The organism is Corynebacterium sp. c8Ua_99, from assembly GCF_039907185.1.
Lineage (GTDB): Bacteria > Actinomycetota > Actinomycetes > Mycobacteriales > Mycobacteriaceae > Corynebacterium > Corynebacterium jeikeium_D.
The window spans coordinates 205,239-222,945 of record NZ_JASBOG010000001.1 but is presented as its reverse complement, the minus strand read 5'-3'; the positions used below and the strand labels follow the sequence as shown (position 1 = coordinate 222,945).

The window sequence follows — 17,707 nt, the reverse complement described above, 5'->3', positions numbered from 1 at the left end:
TGACCTTATTCCACCAGCGTATTGAGGTAGTCGGCGAAGTAGGGAAGTGTGAATTCCACGTATCCCGTCGACGCTGACACAATCAACTCGCGGTAAATCAGGTCATGGCGAAGCTGTGAGATGCCAGAGAGTTTGCGTCCCATGGTCTCTGCGATGGCGCTCGTGGCCACGGGCTTTCCATTGGCGGAGAGGCTCGCCATCGCTTTGAGAAAATCAATCTGGCGAGGTGGCACTTTCCGCAGGCTGGGCGCATGAACTTGCAGCCCGATGCGGCGGATGGATTCCGCTGTGGCATCCGAGGCATGCTGAGCGGTAATGGTGTCCGAGTGGGCCAACCTGGCCTTAGCCCAAGCGACTGAGCCAATGGTCTGTATGAGATACGGGTAGCCGTGGCTGAGTTCAGCGGCCAGCTCGACGGCATCCTCGGTCATCGCGCGTTCGCCGAGTTCTGCAGTTCTGCGAATGATGTCCTTGGTGGTATCCACGTCCAATCGACCCAGAGTCACGCGTTCGGCACGGCGTAAGAATGTTGCGCCCTCTAGCTGGAGCAAGTCTTCGATACCGCTGGGCAGCCCGGCTGCGACAAAGGCAATCTCCGCATCGTCGCGATTTAGGTCCTGGATTGCATGGGCAATTTCGTTGAGCTGTGCGGGGTCTGCACTTTGCACCTCGTCGAGAGTGAGCAAGATGCCGGATCCCTGTGGCATGAGGAGAGCCGAGAGATCCTGAAGTTGGCTGAGCAGATTCCTGCCGGGCTCGGGCTGAGAAGTGCTGACTTCCGTCTTAAACCCGCCAATGCCGGCGATGGACAGGCCGGTGAGGTGACGGCCCTTGCCCGTCGGTGCACTGTCAATGGCACTGAAAGCGCGCGGAATGGTGACATCGGTGAGTTCAGAAATCATTTCAGAGCCGATGTGAGCACGCAGCACAATCCATCCCAGTTGCTTTGCTGCGGCTTCAAACTCGTTGAGAAGTACCGTCTTGCCGATTCCGCGGGTACCGGAAATTAGCGCGGTTCGCCAGGGATTACCGGGGCCTTCCGCCAGAGCCAGCTCAAACGAGTCCAGCTCGACATCGCGCCCACCGATGATGGCCGGGGATCGGCCGAATGTGGGGTGGAAAGGATTGCGTGGGATGGAGATGGCCTTGTCGCTGCGAGTGGTCACGCATCAATAATAGCAATGGATAATCCACATCGACTTGGATAACTTGGATATCCCGCCGAAATTTGGATATTCGGTTTCCGTTGGATAATCACAAAAATCTGGATATTGGGAGAGCCGGGGAGGGTGAAGGGGTCGCTGCTCAGTCCATCGGCCACCCGAAGGTGAAGTCCGACGTATCCTTACCCTTTTCGGTCAGGTACTGCTGCAGGTTCTTCTTGTACTGGTAGTACGCGACGGCCTGCAGCTCCATCAGCTCTTCCCCTGATTTTTCGGTTAGCTCCCGGTAGTGGCGCGCCATCACCCATGCGATGCGCGCAGCCGCCAGAGCATCTTCGGTGGCATCATGTGCCCCGTCCAGGCGCACCTGATAATGGCGGGAGACATCAGTCAAAGTGCGTTTTTCACGACGTTCCGGGTCGAAGTAATTATCCAGCACAAAGGGGTCGACGACGAGGCCGTCAACAGTAAAACTGGGATCCTTCGAGCGCAGTACCGTCAGATCATAAGCCGCGTTATAGGCCACTACGGTCAGACCATCGCGCCAGGCAGCTCGAAGGCCGGCAATGGTATCCGCTAGCACTTCATCGTGCGGGCGCCCCTCCGCGCGAGCTTTTTCAGTGGTGATGCCATGCACATCAGACGCAGCTTGCGGAATTTCGACACCGGGATTAGCGAGCATGATGGTGGAATCTTTGCCCTGCTCAGTTAGTCGGACCAGTGCGGAAGTGACAATCTTGCAGGTGCGAGGATCCGTGCCGGTAGTCTCCAGATCAAACGCGAGCATGCGTCGCGGATCGAAATTATGCATGTCTCAACTGTAGCGGAGAGTGCGGATTCGCTGAGGGGCAGGAACAAGGTCAAGAGAATTTCCGTGTCCCCCGGCGCATCCGGGCAATGACATAGAATGAGCGACGTGACTTCCTCGACCGATGAGAACTCCGACCTGTCAACCTCCGATTTGTCTTCGTTTTCCAGCGCCCCCGCCTCCGAGCCAGCGCCGGCGGACGTCCGGGAGAAGTGGCAAGATCTAGCAACTCGCATTCGTGAGAACGCTGCGCTGTACTACACCGCGCAGCCGGTTATCTCCGATGCTGAGTATGACGAGATGTTCCGTCAACTGCAGCGGTTAGAGGAGCAGTGGCCCGATCTGGTGGTGCCGGACAGCCCCACGCAGCAGGTCGGTGCGCAGGTCGACACGCCTGCCGACGGGGAAGTGTTCGAGCCCGTTGAGCACCTCGAACGCCTCTACAGCTTGGACAATGTTTTCGATGAGCAGGAGTTGCGCGGCTGGCTGGCTCGCACCCCGGCCAGCACGTATCTGACCGAGCTGAAAATCGATGGCCTGTCTATCGACCTGGTCTATGAGAATGGCCGCCTTGTCCGGGCGGCCACCCGCGGAGACGGCCGCGTGGGGGAGAACGTCACCGCCAATGCGCGCACCATCGAAGATATTCCGCATGAAATCAGCGGCGAGAACATCCCCGACGTGCTTGAGGTACGTGGTGAAGTCTTTATCTCGTTGGAAGAGTTCGAACGCATCAACGCCGATCGCGTCGAAGCGGGTCAGAAGCCGTTTGCCAACCCCCGTAACGCCGCCGCCGGTTCCCTGCGACAGAAGGATGTTGCAGAAGTGGCGAAGCGTCGCTTGTCCATGATTTGCCATGGAATTGGTCATATCGAGGGCTGGCGTCCACAGTCTCAGCACGAGGCCTATCGTGCCTTGGACGAGTGGGGTTTTCACGTGTCGCCGTATTCAAAGCAGGTTCATTCCGCGGATGACGTCGTTAAGCAGATGCAGTACTGGGGCGAGCACCGCCACGACGCCATCCACGAGATGGACGGGCTTGTGGTCAAGGTTGATTCCCTTTCCGAGCAGCGCGCGCTGGGCGCGACCTCGCGGGCGCCGCGCTGGGCGATTGCCTACAAGTATCCGCCGGAAGAGGTCACGACTGATCTGCTGGACATTAGAGTCTCCATTGGCCGAACTGGTCGTGCGACGCCATATGCCGTGATGAAGCCGGTCTTCGTGGCCGGGTCAACTGTCGAAATGGCGACGCTGCACAACCCTTCCGAGGTGCACCGAAAGGGAGTGCTCATCGGTGACCGCGTGACCATCCGCAAGGCCGGTGACGTGATTCCAGAGGTACTCGGCCCCGTGGCCGATCTCCGAGATGGTAGCGAGCGAAAGTACATTTACCCGACTCTCTGCCCCGAGTGCGGTACTCGTTTGGCTCCGGCAAAGGACAGCGATGCCGATTGGCGTTGCCCCAATACCCGCTACTGCCCAGGTCAGCTGCGTCGTCGAATTGAATTCCTCGCCTCCCGCTCCGGGTTTGATATCGAAAACCTGGGGGAGAGGGGCGCTGCCGATTTGATTCATCGCGGCGTGCTTGACGACGAGTCCCGCCTCTTCGACCTCACCGAGGAAGATTTGCTCGGCACTGAGGTCTACACTACGGCTTCGCGGAAAACGCTGAATGCCAATGGTAAGAAGCTGTTGGCCAATATCGAGGCAGCTAAGGATAAAGAGCTGTGGCGCGTATTGGTCAGCCTGTCCATTCGTCATGTGGGTCCAACAGTGGCGCGGACCTTGGCGCAGAAGTTCGGCTCGATGGAGGCACTGCGAGCTGCGAGCCGCGAGGAGATTTCGGCCATCGATGGCATTGGCGAGATCATCGGCGATTCCGTGGCTGACTGGTTCGAGGTGGACTGGCACCGCGAGGTTGTCGAGCGCTGGGAAGCTGCCGGTGTGCGTATGGCCGATGAGGTCGCCGATCGTCCAGATCAGGTGCTAGAGGGATTGACCGTGGTAGTCACCGGCTCTTTGGAGGACTTCACTCGCGACAGCGCGAAGGAAGCCATTATCTCCCGTGGCGGTAAGGCCGCAGGGTCGGTGTCGAAGAAGACCGACTACGTGGTGGTTGGCGAAAACGCCGGCTCCAAGGCCACAAAGGCCGAGGAACTGGGCTTGTCCATCCTGGATGAGGATGGGTTCAAGCGGTTGCTGGAAACTGGTCAGGCCTAGCTGGGGCTAGCCCAGCCAGGATTTGACCCAGCCGGGCCTAAATCTTGGTCTCTTCCAGCTTCCAGACCTCATTGGCGTAATCGCGGATAGTGCGGTCGGAGGAGAAGCGGCCCGAACGGATGATGTTCAGGAAGCACTTCTTGGCCCACGCCAGCTCGTCGCGGTAGTCCTCGGCCATGCGGTCGCGGGTCTCGCGGTAGTCAGCGAAGTCGCCGAGGACGTAGTAGACATCGGCTGGCTCGTACCCGTTGGACTCCAGCAGCGAGAAGTGCAGGTCGTGGAACATTCCGCTGCCACCGTCAGCAAAAGTGCCGTCGACAAGCGAATCGACAGCGCGCTTGAGCCCCGGCACCGTTTCGTAAGTGCCACGCGGGCTGTAGGTGCGGCGCAGCTCCGGCAGTTCCTCTTCCAGCGCACCGAAGATGTAGGCGTTCTCTTCGCCGGCGGCGTCGACGATTTCGACGTTTGCGCCGTCCATGGTGCCCAGCGTCAGTGCGCCGTTCATCATGAACTTCATGTTCGAGGTACCCGAAGCCTCCTTACCGGCAGTGGAAATCTGCTCGGAGACGTCGGTGGCCGGGATGATGTGCTCTGCCGGGGTGACGTTGTAATTCTCAACGAAAGCGACCTGCAGGCGACCGTCCATGTCCGGATCGTTATTGACCTTGTCCGCGATAGCGTTGATGAATTTAATGATGGCCTTCGCGCGAACGTAGCCTGGGGCGGCCTTGGCACCGAAGATGAACACGCGCGGTGGCACGTCCAGCGCTGGGTCTTCCTTGATGCGGTAGTAGAGATCCAGGATGTAGAGCGCGTTGAGAAGCTGGCGCTTGTACTCGTGCAGACGCTTAATCTGGGTATCGAAGATGGCGTCCGGGTTCACCGAAATACCCTGACGGTGCTCCAGCCAGGTGGCGAAGTCCTTCTTGTTCTCGTGCTTGATGTCGAGAATCTCACGCAACACGGCCTCGTCGTCAGCAAACTTTTCGAGCTCAGCGAGCTTGTCCAGGTCGGTGACCCAGGCATCCGAACCCGACAGGCGAGTCAGCAGTGCCGACAGGCGCGGGTTGCACTGGTTGAGCCAGCGGCGCGGGGTGACTCCGTTGGTCTTGTTGTTGAAGCGCTCCGGCCAGATATCGTGCCAGTCCTTCAACGTTTCGCGCTTAATGATTTCCGTGTGCAGAGCGGCAACACCGTTGATGGAGTACGCGGCGTAGCAGGCGATCCACGCCATGTGGATGCGGCCGTGGGAAATCGGCGCCATGTAGTCAATCTTGCCCTGGTCGAAACCGCGCTCTGCCAGGTCTTCGCGGAACCGGCGGTCGATCTCACGGGTGATCTCCAGAACGCGGCCGAAGAGACGGTCAAAAATGGAGTATTCCCAGGTCTCCAACGCTTCTGCCAGAACGGTGTGGTTGGTGTAGGCGAAAGTGTTGGAAACGACGTTCCAGGCGTCGTCCCAGCTCATATCGTGTTCATCCAGGAGTAGACGCATCAGCTCTGGGATCGCGAGCACCGGGTGGGTGTCATTGAGCTGAATGGAGTTGTACTTGTGGAAATCGCGCAGGTCCTCGCCGTGATTCTCGATGTAAGAATCAATCATCGTCTGCAGCGAAGCCGAGACGAAGAAGTACTGCTGGCGAACGCGCAGGACCTTGCCGTCATAGGTCGAGTCATTCGGGTAGAGCACGCGGCACAGGTCATGGACGCGCTCCCGTTCGACAATGGCGTCGGTGAAACGCTGCGAGTTGAAGGCGTCATAGTCGAACTCACGCATTGGCTCCGAGTGCCACAGGCGCAGCGTGCCGACGTTATCGGTGCCATAGCCGGTAATTGGCATGTCATATGGAACAGCGCGCACGACCAGGTCATCAAAGGTGACAATCTTGGACAGTTCCTCGCGACGAATGACGAAGGGGTAGCCCTCTTCCATCCACGGATCCGGGTGCTCATCCTGGAAGCCGTTTTCAAAGCTCTGCTTGAACAGACCGTAGCGGTAGAGGATGCCATAACCGGTCACCGGCAGATTCTGCGTGGCACAGGAATCCAGGAAGCAGGCGGCCAGACGCCCCAGGCCACCGTTACCGAGAGCGGCGTCGTGTTCGGCCTCGAGCACGTCTGTCAGATTCTTGCCGTACTTTTCCACCGCAGCGGAGGCCTCATCCACCAGGCCTGCATTGAGCAGGTTGTTCAGCAGGGCGCGACCCATGAGGAACTCGGCGGAGAAGTAGTGCTGCTGGCGGGTAGCAGCGTATGCCTCGGTGGTGCGCTGCCAGTTGTCCGCTAGGTCATCGACAACAACCCGTGACAGACCGGACCAGAATTCCATCTCAGTGGACGACTGGGGGACACGGCCGGATTCGGCACGAACGTGGGATCCGACGAGGTCACTCAAGTTCGACATCAAAGAAGCTCCTTTTTGACTGGTATCATTTCCAGACTTTACCGCTAAGCGTGAATCACTGCGCTCCATAGGGGAGGAGCCATAGGGTAAGAGCTTCGAGCAGAAGGGAGCAGCCCACAGAAGGGAGCAGCCCACTAGTCGCTGCTAGTCGATAATCGCGCCGACAATCGTGCCAATACGTCCCAAGTGCTCAACCTCACTTGGCAGGAAGTCCGGCCCGCCGGGCCGGCCAATAACGAGAACCAGACCCTCGCCCATTGGAGTAGCGGCAATGGAGGAGTCCATAACCGTCCAGTCCTCCGGCAGCCACGTTTCTTCGTCCGGATCCAGGTTTCGTGGCGAGTCAATCGGGGCTTCCGGCAGAGTCCGGCCGTTATCCTCTGGAGCAGCGGTAGAGGAAGCGCGACGCACCCAGTGGCCATCGCTCTGTTCGCCGAGGACGATAGCCCAGCCTGCAGTCATAGTCTGAGGCAGGCCGTCGACGACATCTCCGAGGGTACGATCCAAGTTCTTCGTGTGCTGTGAGAACTTGGCCAGCAGCGCAATCTGTCCGCGGCGGTCAACCGAGCCGGAGAAAGGTCTAATTGAATCGACTTCCACTCCGCTAATGGACTGAGCCGCTGTAATCAGTGTGTCTGGGAGCAGGCCCATAGGCAGGTCAACCACGATGTCGTCGACAACAACGCCATTAGCGCCGTAATCTACGACGTCGACACTGCGAATATCACCTTCTACTTCGCCCAGGGCAGCCGCGACGTAGCCAAGCGAGCCTGGTTCGTCGGGAAGCTGGATGCGAAGGAGGTAACTCATGGCTGTGTGTACAACCTTTCGAATAATTGAGAGTGATTCTTGCGGTGTAACTATAGAAGTAGTGATTTAGGTTACAGGGTAAACCTCTGAAATGTAAGACCCTGCGGACAACGACTCAACGATAACGACTACTGTTGGCAAGTACAGCCCGCTCGCGCGGTTCAAAATCAGTTTCAACTAAACTTCTGTGCACTAGCTTCGTACGAAGAAATGAAAGGGGTACTAGCGTGCCAGCTATCTCACGCGATGAGGTCGCCCACCTAGCGCGATTGTCCCGTCTGGCTCTGACTGACGCGGAACTCGACGAGTTCGCCGGTCAGATCGGCGGCATTATTAACCACGTCCAGGCCGTTCAAAAGGTGGCTGCGGATGACGTTGAACCGATGAGTCACCCCTCTTCGCTGTCCGGTGTGATGCGCGAGGACGTCGTCAAGCCGACGCTGACTGCGGAGCAGGCGCTGGACCAGGCGCCGTCGCAGGACCGCCAGCGCTTTGAAGTTCCCCAGATTCTTGGCGAGTAGGAGTACGTGGAAGAAATGACTGCAGCTAACCCGAATCTGCATGCCGCTGTTGCTGAGGACCCGATTCTGGGGCTGAGCGCTTTCGAGCTCGCACAGAAGATTCACGCTCGTGAGCTGACCTCGGTAGAGGTCACCCAGGCGTTCCTCGACCGTATCGCGGCAATTGATGAGGACATTCACGCATTCCTGCACGTCGGTGCCGAAGAGGCCCTGGCTGCAGCTCGCAAGGTCGATGAGTCGCTGGATGCTGGCGAGGAGCCGGCCTCCGCGCTGGCCGGTGTTCCGCTGGCGCTGAAGGATGTCTTCACTACCACCGATGCGCCGACCACCTGCGCTTCCAAGATGCTCGAGGGCTACATGAGCCCTTACGACGCAACGGTTACTGCCAAGCTGCGTGCAGCTGGCATCCCAATCCTGGGTAAGACCAACATGGATGAGTTCGCCATGGGCTCGTCGACTGAAAACTCCGCTTACGGCCCGACTCACAACCCGTGGGATGTTGAGCGCACCGCAGGCGGTTCCGGCGGTGGCTCTTCCGCGGCGCTGGCCTCCGGTATGGCTCCGCTGGCTATCGGTACTGACACCGGTGGCTCGATTCGTCAGCCAGCAGCTCTGACCGCAACGGTCGGTGTGAAGCCGACCTATGGCACGGTATCCCGCTATGGCCTGGTCGCTTGTGCCTCCTCGTTGGATCAGGGTGGGCCGACCGCGCGAACCGTTCTGGACACCGCGCTGCTGCACGAAATCATTGCTGGTCACGACGAGAATGACTCGACTTCCACGGAGCAGCCGATTGCCGATGTGGTTGCTGCTGCCAAGGAAGGTGCTACCGGTGACCTCACGGGGGTTAAGGTCGGCATCGTCAAGCAGTTCGACCGCACCGAGGGTTACCAGGCCGGCGTACTGGACAGCTTCCACGAGGCCGTCGACAAGCTTAAGGAAGCTGGCGCAGAGGTGGTCGAGGTCGATTGCCCGAACTTCGACCACGCACTGAGCGCGTACTACCTGATTCTGCCGTGTGAGGTCAGCTCCAACCTGGCTCGTTTCGACGGCATGCGTTACGGCCAGCGTGTTGGTGATGACGGTTCGCACTCGGCCGATGAGGTCATGGCTATGACCCGTGCCGCTGGTTTCGGCGATGAGGTTAAGCGACGCATCATCATCGGTACCTACGCGCTATCGGTCGGTTACTACGACGCCTACTACATCCAGGCACAGCGCGTCCGTACCCTGATTCAGCAGGACTTCGAGCGGGCCTTCGAACAGGTGGATGTCCTGATCTCGCCGACCACTCCGACCACTGCGTTTAAGTTGGGCGAGAAGGTTGACGACCCGCTGAGCATGTACATGTTCGACCTGTGTACTCTGCCGCTCAACCTGGCTGGCATGTGTGGCATGTCCGTGCCGTCGGGCCTGGCTGAAGACACCGGCCTGCCGGTGGGCCTGCAGATTATGGCTCCGCGCCACGGTGATGATCGTCTGTACAAGGTCGGCGCGGCCTACGAAAAGGTTCGTGGCCCGATTGCATAAAATCGCTCAATAAGCGTTAGTCGGTTTTCTTCAACCGTCGTTTTCTCACCGAAGTGGGAGAGCGGCGGTTGTTGTCGTGTCGGGGGAAATTTCATACATGCGCAGGAACGCAAGCATGGAGAGAGTCAGAATTAAAAACCCGCCGCGGTTTATGCCGTGGATTTATGGGCTGGTCATTGTCATAGCCATTGCCATCAGTCTGGTCGCTGCGGTGGTCTTCGGCTCGGCGGATATCACCTGGTCCACCACGATACAGGTCATTTCGCATCACCTTTTCGGCACTGGGCTCGATGAGTCTGTGCCCGCCAGTTCGGACACCATCATCTGGAATCTCCGCGCTCCCCGGGGAATTCTCGCAGCGATTGTAGGGGCGGGGCTAGCTGTCTCCGGTGTGGCTATGCAAACATTGGTCCGTAACCCGTTGGCAGACCCGTATCTGCTAGGTATTTCCGCGGGTGCCGGAGCCGGTGCGACCGCGGTGATCATCTTTGGTGCTTTCTCCGGTAGCCCCATCGCGCCGCTGACATTCGGCGCACTCCTCGGTGCAGTCATGGCCACCCTCGCAGTCGGCGCCTTCGCCAGGGCCGGGGGAGGACTAACCCCGCTGCGTTTGGTGCTCTCTGGCGTTGTGCTCTCCGCTGCGTTTTCCGCGCTGAGTAGCTTCATGGTCTTCGCTGGGCCAGACCCGAGGGCCGCGCAGTCCGTGATGTTTTGGATGCTGGGCTCTGTTGCCGGTGCGACATGGCTGAAGACGCTCTTCCCGCTCATTGTCCTCATCGCAGTACTGTTGTTTTTCCTGGTCAAAGCCCGTCATCTGGATGCGCTGGCAACTGGTGAGAGCACCGCAGCGGCCGTAGGTATTGATGTTTCTCGGCTACGCACACAGGTATTTGTGCTCCAGGCTGTCCTCGTTGGCACGCTCGTTGCGGTCTCTGGCGGCATCGGGTTTGTCGGCCTGGTGATTCCACACTTGACCCGCATCTTGGTAGGGGCCACGCACCGCGTTGTCCTACCGGTTGCTGCCCTCATGGGTGGACTGTTTCTCATCTGGGTGGACATCATCGCGCGCGTAGTGGGCGGAAGCCAGGAAATGCCGCTGGGAGTAGTCACGGGATTGGTTGGCGCACCACTTTTCCTCTACCTCATGAGCCGCTCGCACTACAGCTACGGAGGTGCCGAATAGATGAGCGCCCCACAAAAATCTGTACTCGCCGCTAAAGATGTGCGCTGTGATATCGCTGGGCGCACGATTGTCAGCGGAGTCAACCTCAACTTCGGTGCAGAACCCATGACCGCCATCATTGGTGTTAACGGCGCGGGTAAATCCACGTTGCTGCGTGCGCTCGGTGGAATCACGAAACCGGCCACGGGCGAGGTCGAGATTAACGGCAAATCGATGAGCTCAATCAGCTCGAAGCACCGCGCCCGCGATTTGGCTTTCGTCGCGCAAAACGAGGTTCCACCCGCCGAAATGCGCGTGCGCGACTTTGTCTCCCTGGGGCGCTTGCCCTACCAGCGCCTTTTTGGTGGCAACACTGCCGAGGACAATTCCCACGTCGACCGTGCGCTGGAGCTCGTAGGTCTGGAAACGGTCGCGCAACGCCTGTGTGGGCAACTCTCGGGTGGGCAACGTCGTCGCGTGTGTCTGGCGCGTGCCATCGCCCAGGACTCGCCAATCATGCTTCTCGACGAGCCCACTAACCACCTCGACGTGCGCCATCAACAATCCGTCCTCCGCCTGGCCCGCTCCAGCGGAGCGTGTGTCATTGCCGCGATCCACGACTTGGACCTGGTGATGAACCACTTCGACCGCGTCATCGTGGTCGCGGACGGCGGTATCGCGGCCGACGGCATTCCCGCAGAAGTGCTTACCCGCGACTTTGTCGCCCAAATCTTTCAGGTTGAATCCTGTCAGCTCAATTCCCCCTCTGGCCGCCGTCATCTCGCAATCGATAGCGAGCTGAATGCTGCCACCATCAACTAGGAGTACTCCCTTGAATAACGCACATGCTTTCCGACGTCCCCTTCGTGCCTCAGCAGCCGGTATCGCTGTGGCTGCTCTGGCATTCGGAGCCGCCGCCTGTGGCTCTGATGAGGGAACGCAGGCCTCGTCGTCAGGCCTTACCCTCACCAACTGCGGTGAAGAAGTCAACTACCCGGGTGTAGCTAAAAAGCTGCTGATTAATGACGGCAATATTGCTTCGCTGGCGCTGGCTGTCGGTGCTGCGGATGAGATCACAGCGGTGAGCTCTATGGCCTCGCATCTGCCGGTGTTGACCGCAGCTTATGGCGATGCAATTGCGCAGAAGCCAGAAGTTGCGAAGGAATACCCGAATCTGGAGCAGGTCATTGCGGCCGAACCGGATGTGATGCTGGCGGGCTGGGGCTATGGCTTTAGTGAAGACAAGGGCATTACCCCGGAATCGCTTTCCGAGCACGGTATCGGTGCCTACACCCTGACGGAATCTTGCCGTACTGGTGACGCAGCCTCGGCGGGCAAGGAAGGCAGTGGCGACCCGGGGCATACTCGTGGTCTGGTGGATCCGTGGGAAGCTGTCAAAATTGATTTGAAGAATATCGCTACCTTGACCGGACACGACGGTGAGGGCGACAAGGTTATTGCAGATATTGATAACCGACTGCAAGCCCTGGATGCCGCGCCAAAGGGAGATAAGAAGCCAGTGGGCTTCCTCTTTGATTCTGTCGGTGAAGCACCAATTACCTCGGGTTCCTTTGGCGCACCGCAGGGCATCCTGGAAAAGGCCGGTGCAATTAATGCGACCGAGTCGATTAAGGACACTTGGACTACGACCTCCTGGGAGCATGTCGCGGAGATGAATCCTGACTTCATCGCGCTTGTGGACTACCCAGGTCAGACCTTCGAAGAGAAAATCAAGGTTTTGCGCACGAATCCGGCAACGAAGGATCTCGAGGCGGTCAAGGAGAACCGCTTTATTAACCTGCCGATTGCATTGTGGACGGAGTCTCCGCTGAACGTCGATGCCGCAGAGTACGTGCGCAAGGCGCTCGAGGAATATGGTCTTGTGCCGGCGTCGGAGGTGACGACGAAGATGGAGCTACCGTCTGAGCTACCAGGGCAGGAGTACCTGCAGAAGTAGTTTCGACCAAGGCCGTCAAGCACGAACTGACTAACGCGACTAAGGTGGGCATCATGCGAATTGCGACCCTTACCTCCGGTGGAGATTGTCCCGGTCTGAATGCCGTTATCCGTGCAATTGTCCGTACCAGCTCGAGCGAGTACGGCTCAACCGTCGTCGGTTTTGAGGACGGTTGGATTGGTCTTATGGAAGACCGTAGGGTCCAGCTTTACGACGATGAGCGGATTGACCGTATGCTGCTGCGTGGCGGCACGATGCTGGGCACCGGCCGCGTGCATCCGGACATTCTCATGTCTAACCTCGACCGCATCAAGGAAAATCTCTCTGATGCGGGCATCGATGCCCTGATCCCAATCGGTGGCGAAGGTACGCTGAAGGCCGGCAAGTGGCTTTCGGACAATGGGGTGCCGGTCGTCGGTGTTCCGAAGACTATTGATAATGACGTCAACGGTACGGACTACACCTTCGGTTTCGACACGGCTGTGGCTGTTGCCACCGACGCGGTTGACCGTCTGCACACCACTGCGGAATCCCACCAGCGCGTCATGATTGTTGAGGTCATGGGTCGACACGTGGGCTGGATCGCTTTGCATGCGGGTATGGCCGGCGGTGCTCACCACATTGTCATTCCGGAAAAGCCATTCGACATCAACGAGATTGTGAAGTCGATGGAGCGCCGTTTCCAGATGGGTGAGAAGTACGGCATTATCGTCGTCGCTGAGGGCGCCACCCCGAAGCCGGGCACCATGGAGTACGAAGAGGGCGGTGTCGACCAGTTCGGCCACCAAACCTTCAACGGCATTGGTCAGGTTATTGGTGCGGAGATTAAGAAGCGCACCGGGTACGACGTTCGCACCACGGTGCTGGGTCACATTCAGCGTGGCGGTACGCCGACTGCGTACGACCGCGTGCTTGCTACCCGCTACGGTGTCCACGCCACCCGAGCAGTACACGAGGGGGACTTCGGCAAGATCGTCGCTCTGCACGGTGAGAACATCGAGCGTATCGACATCGACGATGCGGTTGCTGAGTTGAAGGTTGTGCCGGATGGCCGTTACCGCGCAGCTGCTGCGCTGTTTGGTTAAACGCGTCGGTTAAGCACGCGTTGCTAAACATTTAGGCACATCTTCGTAACAAAATAGGCATACTGCCCGAGCTGGTGTATCAATCACCAGCTCGGGCAGTATGCTTTGTAAGGTTCCGGTTTTTGAAAAATAGACTTATATTTAGGATTTTCTCGTTATGTGGAAAAGAGCCACAACAATCGCGATGGCCTTTGTCGGCCTAACTGTCGGTGCCGGATTCGCATCCGGCCAGGAAATGATGCAGTACTTCGTGGCATTTGGCACTAACGGCTTGTGGGGCGTGGTACTTGCCTCCGTCGTGATGATTGCCAGTGGCCTGGCAGTGCTGTCAATTGCCAGCTACTTGCAGGCTGATGAGCACTCCGAGGTCTTCGACGTAATCACCCGCAGTTGGGTTTCGAAGATTTTGGATATCGCCGTGATGATCACGCTGTTCTGTACCGGCTTCGTCATGTTCGCCGGTGCCGGTGCGAACTTGAACCAGCAGTTCGGACTTGAGGTGTGGATTGGCGCCGTCATCATGGTTGCCCTGACTTTGGGTGTAGGCATGCTGGATGCCGACAAGGTCAGCCGCGTGATTGGCATGATCACTCCATTCATTATCGTGTTCCTGCTTGGAGCCGGTATCTACACTTTGTTCACCACCGACACGTCGATGTCGGAGGCCGCGCAGTACACCAATGAACTGTCGACATCGCTGCCACACTGGTCTATTTCTGCCCTGAACTATGTCGGTTTCTGTGTGATGGTGGCCGTATCGATGTCGATTGTCATCGGCGGTAGCTACCTGAACCCGCGTGAAGCTGGCATCGGTGGTCTCATGGGCGGGAGCATCTATGCAGGTCTGCTGACGCTGGTGACCTTTGCCCTCTTCTTCAAGGTCAAGGATGTTGGCCACGAAGATATGCCGACCCTGGCAATCGTCAATGACATCCACCCGGTCCTGGGTACCGTGATGGCAATCATCATCTACGCCATGATTTTCAACACGGCCATTGGCATGTTCTACGCGCTGGGCCGCCGCCTAACACGCAATACCCCGCAGCGTTTCCGCCTGGTATTCATCGTGACGGTGCTGATTGGTTTTGGCCTAAGTTTCTTTGGGTTCAAGGCCCTGGTTGGCTCCATCTACCCGGCCCTTGGCTACGTCGGTATCGCTCTTATCGTGATTCTGTGTGGTGCGTACCTGGCTGGACGTAACAAGCTGATGGAGGAGTCGAAGCGTCGCGGCCGTATCCGTAAGCTCGCACGCCGGAAGATGCACCCGAACAAGAAGTTCACCACCGCCGATCAGAAGAAGCTCGACCGCGCTTTGGCCAACTCCAACATTTCCAACGTCGATCTTCAGGAGAGCGTCCGCGACGACATCGTCGAGGAACTGGTCAGCGACGATAATGTTGAATTCACCGAGGATGACGCCGAGCGCATCGTAGAAAAGGATAATGAGCGCCTGGAGAAACTTTCCGAAATCGAGGAAGCCTCCGATGATGACAATCCTCGCGAGACCGCGAGGGACTCCTTCCCAGGCGAGGCCACAGCCACTGCGCCGAAGAAGCTTGCCGGACAGACTAAGAATGCATTCAAGCGCGTGGCTCACCCTAAGCCGAAGAAAGAAAAGTAACTAGCGCGACTAGGCAGCTCGAAAATTTAGGCAGCTCGAAAATAGAAGGCATCGCACCGGTAGGGAAGGGCGATGCCTTCTTCGTATGTGTGCCCCAAGTGTTCGTGGAGATACCAATGCAAGTTCGCCTCCACCTTGGCGCGAGTGGCGGGCTTGGAACGAAGCCAATAGGAACGGGTTCGTGCCAGCAGCACGATGTCCTCGATGGTCAGTGTCTGCTCCCAGGCCAGACGCACCTCATCGACTAGCTCCAGCTCCGGGCCAACCTCGGGGTAGAAGCCGGGACGCAACACGTCGCCGGCGTGCATTATGCGGCTGAGCCGATGCACCCACGGTACGGAAACATCCAAGGTGTTCCACACCAACATAGCCACGCTATCCGCGCGTAGCACCCGAGTGAGTTCTTTACTTGCAGCTGTCGGGTCCACCCAGTGCCATGTCTGCGCACATGTTGCTACATCGACGCTGTTGGACTCCAGTCCCGTGCGCTCCGCAGTGCCTTCCAGGCATTCCGCCGCTGGCACATTGTGCATCAGTGCTTGCCGCATCGCGGTGGAGGGATCGAGTGCCAGCAGGGTGGCATCGCGGTAGACGTCGGCAAGCGAGGCGGTGAGCTTCCCAGTGCCGGCGCCGATATCGGCGACTACCTGTGGGTGCGGTGCGAGACGGGTAAGCGCTTCGATGACGGTTGGAGGATATCCGGGGCGCACGCGGTGGTAGCCCGTGGCTCCGTCGGCGCTTTCCTGCAGGTCGTTGTCGAAAGTAGCGCCTGCGCGGTGGCGGTCAGCGGCGTCGCGGAACGTTGGCGTATCGCGTGCTGACGTCGGTGGAATCGGTGGGTGTTCGTTAACTCCGGGCACGACTTATACCCTAGGGCACGCCTGCGGGGCCATCGCTAGTAGACTCTACAAACATGACCGCTGCATACGCTGATGACTTGATGGACTTTGATGAGGTCCTCGAACGTTTTGACCCGGTAATGGGCATGGAGGTTCACGTCGAGCTCTCGACGAATACCAAGATGTTCTCCTCCTCCTCGGCGCACTTTGGTGCCGAGCCGAATAGCAACGTCGATCCCTGCAGCCTCGGCCTACCTGGCGCGCTGCCTGTGGTTAACCGTCAGGGCGTTGAGTGGGCCATCAAGATTGGCCTGGCGCTGAACTGCGAGATTGCTGAGTCCTCCCGCTTCGCGCGCAAGAACTACTTCTACCCGGACCAGCCGAAGAACTACCAGATTTCGCAGTACGACGAACCAATCGCCTACGACGGATATCTTGACGTTCAGCTTGACGACGGCACGGAGTTCCGTGTCGAAATCGAGCGCGCTCACATGGAAGAAGACACCGGCAAGCTGACGCACTTGGGCGGTGCCGATGGTCGTATTCACGGCGCCACGCGTTCGCTGGTGGACTGCAACCGCGCAGGTATTCCGCTGATTGAGATCGTTACTAAGCCAATTCTCGGTGCAGGGGAGCGTGCCCCAGAGGTTGCTCGTGCGTACGTTTCTGCGCTGCGTGACCTGGTGAAGTCCCTCGGTGTCTCCGATGCCCGCATGGACCAGGGCTCGATGCGTGTGGACTCCAACGTTTCCCTGCGCCCAATCGGCCAGGAGGAGTTCGGCACTCGTACCGAGACTAAGAACATCAACTCCCTGAAGTCGGTTGAACAGGCTGTTCGCTACGAGATGCAGCGCCAGGCTGCTGCGATTACTAATGGCGAGGAGATCGTTCAGGAAACCCGCCACTACCAGGAGACCGACGGCACGACCTCCAAGGGCCGCCCGAAGGAATCGCAGTCGGATTACCGCTACTTCAACGACCCGGATCTGCCACCTGTGATTGCGCCGCGTGAGTGGGTGGAGGAAATCCGCGCAACTCTGCCGGAGCTGCCGTGGGTGCGTCGTGCCCGTATTCAGGAAGAGTGGGGTCTGAAGGACGAGGAAATGCGCGACTTGGTTAACGCCGGCGCTCTCGACCTGATTGTCGACACCGTTGAGGCTGGTGCCGGCCCGGCTGAGGCTCGTTCCTGGTGGGTCGCTTACCTGGCACAGAAGGCCAACGAGGCAGGCGTGGAGCTGGCTGAGCTCGCGATTACCCCGGCACAGGTTGCACGTGTGATTGCACTGATTGAAGAGGGCAAGCTGACCAACAAGCTGGCCCGTAAGGCCGTCGACGGCGTGCTCGCAGGCGAGGGCGATGTTGATGAGGTCGTTGCTGCCCGTGGCCTGGAGGTCGTTCGCGACGACGGTGCTATTGAGAAGGCCGTCGACGATGCACTGGCTGCTAACCCGGACATCGTCGAGAAGTACCGAGCTGGCAACAAGAAGGTCGTCGGTGCCATCGTGGGGCAGGTCATGAAGGCCACCCGCGGCAAGGCAGACCCGGCTCAGGTCAACCAGCTGATTGCGAAGAAGCTGAGCTAGCCTC

General features: G+C 58.8%; 14 protein-coding genes. 9 read left to right on the top strand and 5 right to left on the bottom strand.

The window, feature by feature from the left end; all coding sequences use genetic code 11:
* Window positions 1-5: 5 nt before the first annotated feature.
* Window positions 6-1,166, bottom strand: a complete 1,161-nt coding sequence (locus QKE19_RS00980) for an ATP-binding protein (RefSeq protein WP_070603740.1) — start codon at window positions 1,164-1,166, stop codon at window positions 6-8.
* Between the two features lie 139 nt (window positions 1,167-1,305).
* Window positions 1,306-1,974, bottom strand: a complete 669-nt coding sequence (locus QKE19_RS00975; RefSeq protein WP_070603742.1) for a 3'-5' exonuclease — start codon at window positions 1,972-1,974, stop codon at window positions 1,306-1,308.
* 96 nt (window positions 1,975-2,070) lie between these two features.
* Here QKE19_RS00975 and ligA point away from each other — a divergent pair, with 96 nt between their 5' ends.
* The gene (gene ligA / locus QKE19_RS00970) at window positions 2,071-4,191 is read left to right on the top strand and encodes an NAD-dependent DNA ligase LigA (protein ID WP_141751997.1); all 2,121 of its coding nucleotides are present in this window, start codon (window positions 2,071-2,073) and stop codon (window positions 4,189-4,191) included.
* A gap of 37 nt (window positions 4,192-4,228) precedes the next feature.
* Here ligA and QKE19_RS00965 read toward each other — a convergent pair whose 3' ends face one another.
* Together QKE19_RS00965 and QKE19_RS00960 are read right to left on the bottom strand one after the other, a co-directional pair.
* Window positions 4,229-6,595: a glycogen/starch/alpha-glucan phosphorylase gene (locus QKE19_RS00965; protein WP_049172083.1), complete on the bottom strand. Its 2,367-nt coding sequence runs from the start codon at window positions 6,593-6,595 to the stop codon at window positions 4,229-4,231.
* 144 nt (window positions 6,596-6,739) lie between these two features.
* Window positions 6,740-7,405 carry an amino acid-binding ACT domain protein gene (locus QKE19_RS00960; RefSeq protein WP_347890131.1) on the bottom strand — a complete coding sequence of 222 codons (666 nt, stop codon included), beginning with the start codon at window positions 7,403-7,405 and terminating at the stop codon, window positions 6,740-6,742.
* A 227-nt stretch (window positions 7,406-7,632) separates the two neighbouring features.
* Here QKE19_RS00960 and gatC point away from each other — a divergent pair, with 227 nt between their 5' ends.
* From gatC to QKE19_RS00925, 7 genes are all read left to right on the top strand, one after another.
* On the top strand, window positions 7,633-7,926 hold the full coding sequence (gatC, locus tag QKE19_RS00955; protein ID WP_347890130.1) for an Asp-tRNA(Asn)/Glu-tRNA(Gln) amidotransferase subunit GatC: 294 nt from the start codon (window positions 7,633-7,635) through the stop codon (window positions 7,924-7,926).
* A 15-nt stretch (window positions 7,927-7,941) separates the two neighbouring features.
* Entirely contained in the window at window positions 7,942-9,456 is a 1,515-nt protein-coding gene (gene gatA, locus QKE19_RS00950) for an Asp-tRNA(Asn)/Glu-tRNA(Gln) amidotransferase subunit GatA (RefSeq protein ID WP_347890129.1), read from the top strand.
* Window positions 9,457-9,607: 151 nt separating this feature from the next.
* Window positions 9,608-10,639, top strand: a complete 1,032-nt coding sequence (locus tag QKE19_RS00945; protein ID WP_347890180.1) for an iron ABC transporter permease — start codon at window positions 9,608-9,610, stop codon at window positions 10,637-10,639.
* Entirely contained in the window at window positions 10,640-11,440 is an 801-nt protein-coding gene (locus QKE19_RS00940) for an ABC transporter ATP-binding protein (RefSeq protein ID WP_347890128.1), read from the top strand.
* A gap of 10 nt (window positions 11,441-11,450) precedes the next feature.
* Window positions 11,451-12,575, top strand: coding sequence for an ABC transporter substrate-binding protein (locus QKE19_RS00935; protein ID WP_347890127.1), 1,125 nt, complete (start codon window positions 11,451-11,453; stop codon window positions 12,573-12,575).
* 53 nt (window positions 12,576-12,628) lie between these two features.
* Window positions 12,629-13,660, top strand: a complete 1,032-nt coding sequence (locus QKE19_RS00930; RefSeq protein WP_038628534.1) for an ATP-dependent 6-phosphofructokinase — start codon at window positions 12,629-12,631, stop codon at window positions 13,658-13,660.
* A gap of 157 nt (window positions 13,661-13,817) precedes the next feature.
* Entirely contained in the window at window positions 13,818-15,281 is a 1,464-nt protein-coding gene (locus QKE19_RS00925) for a membrane protein (RefSeq protein ID WP_049172094.1), read from the top strand.
* Window positions 15,282-15,307: 26 nt separating this feature from the next.
* Here the strand turns inward: QKE19_RS00925 and QKE19_RS00920 are convergent, their stop codons facing one another.
* A complete protein-coding gene (locus tag QKE19_RS00920; RefSeq protein WP_049194081.1) occupies window positions 15,308-16,141 on the bottom strand; it encodes a class I SAM-dependent methyltransferase in 834 nt (277 codons plus the stop codon).
* 53 nt (window positions 16,142-16,194) lie between these two features.
* Here QKE19_RS00920 and gatB point away from each other — a divergent pair, with 53 nt between their 5' ends.
* Window positions 16,195-17,703, top strand: a complete 1,509-nt coding sequence (gene gatB / locus QKE19_RS00915) for an Asp-tRNA(Asn)/Glu-tRNA(Gln) amidotransferase subunit GatB (RefSeq protein WP_016422487.1) — start codon at window positions 16,195-16,197, stop codon at window positions 17,701-17,703.
* The last annotated feature ends 4 nt before the right edge of the window (window positions 17,704-17,707 follow it).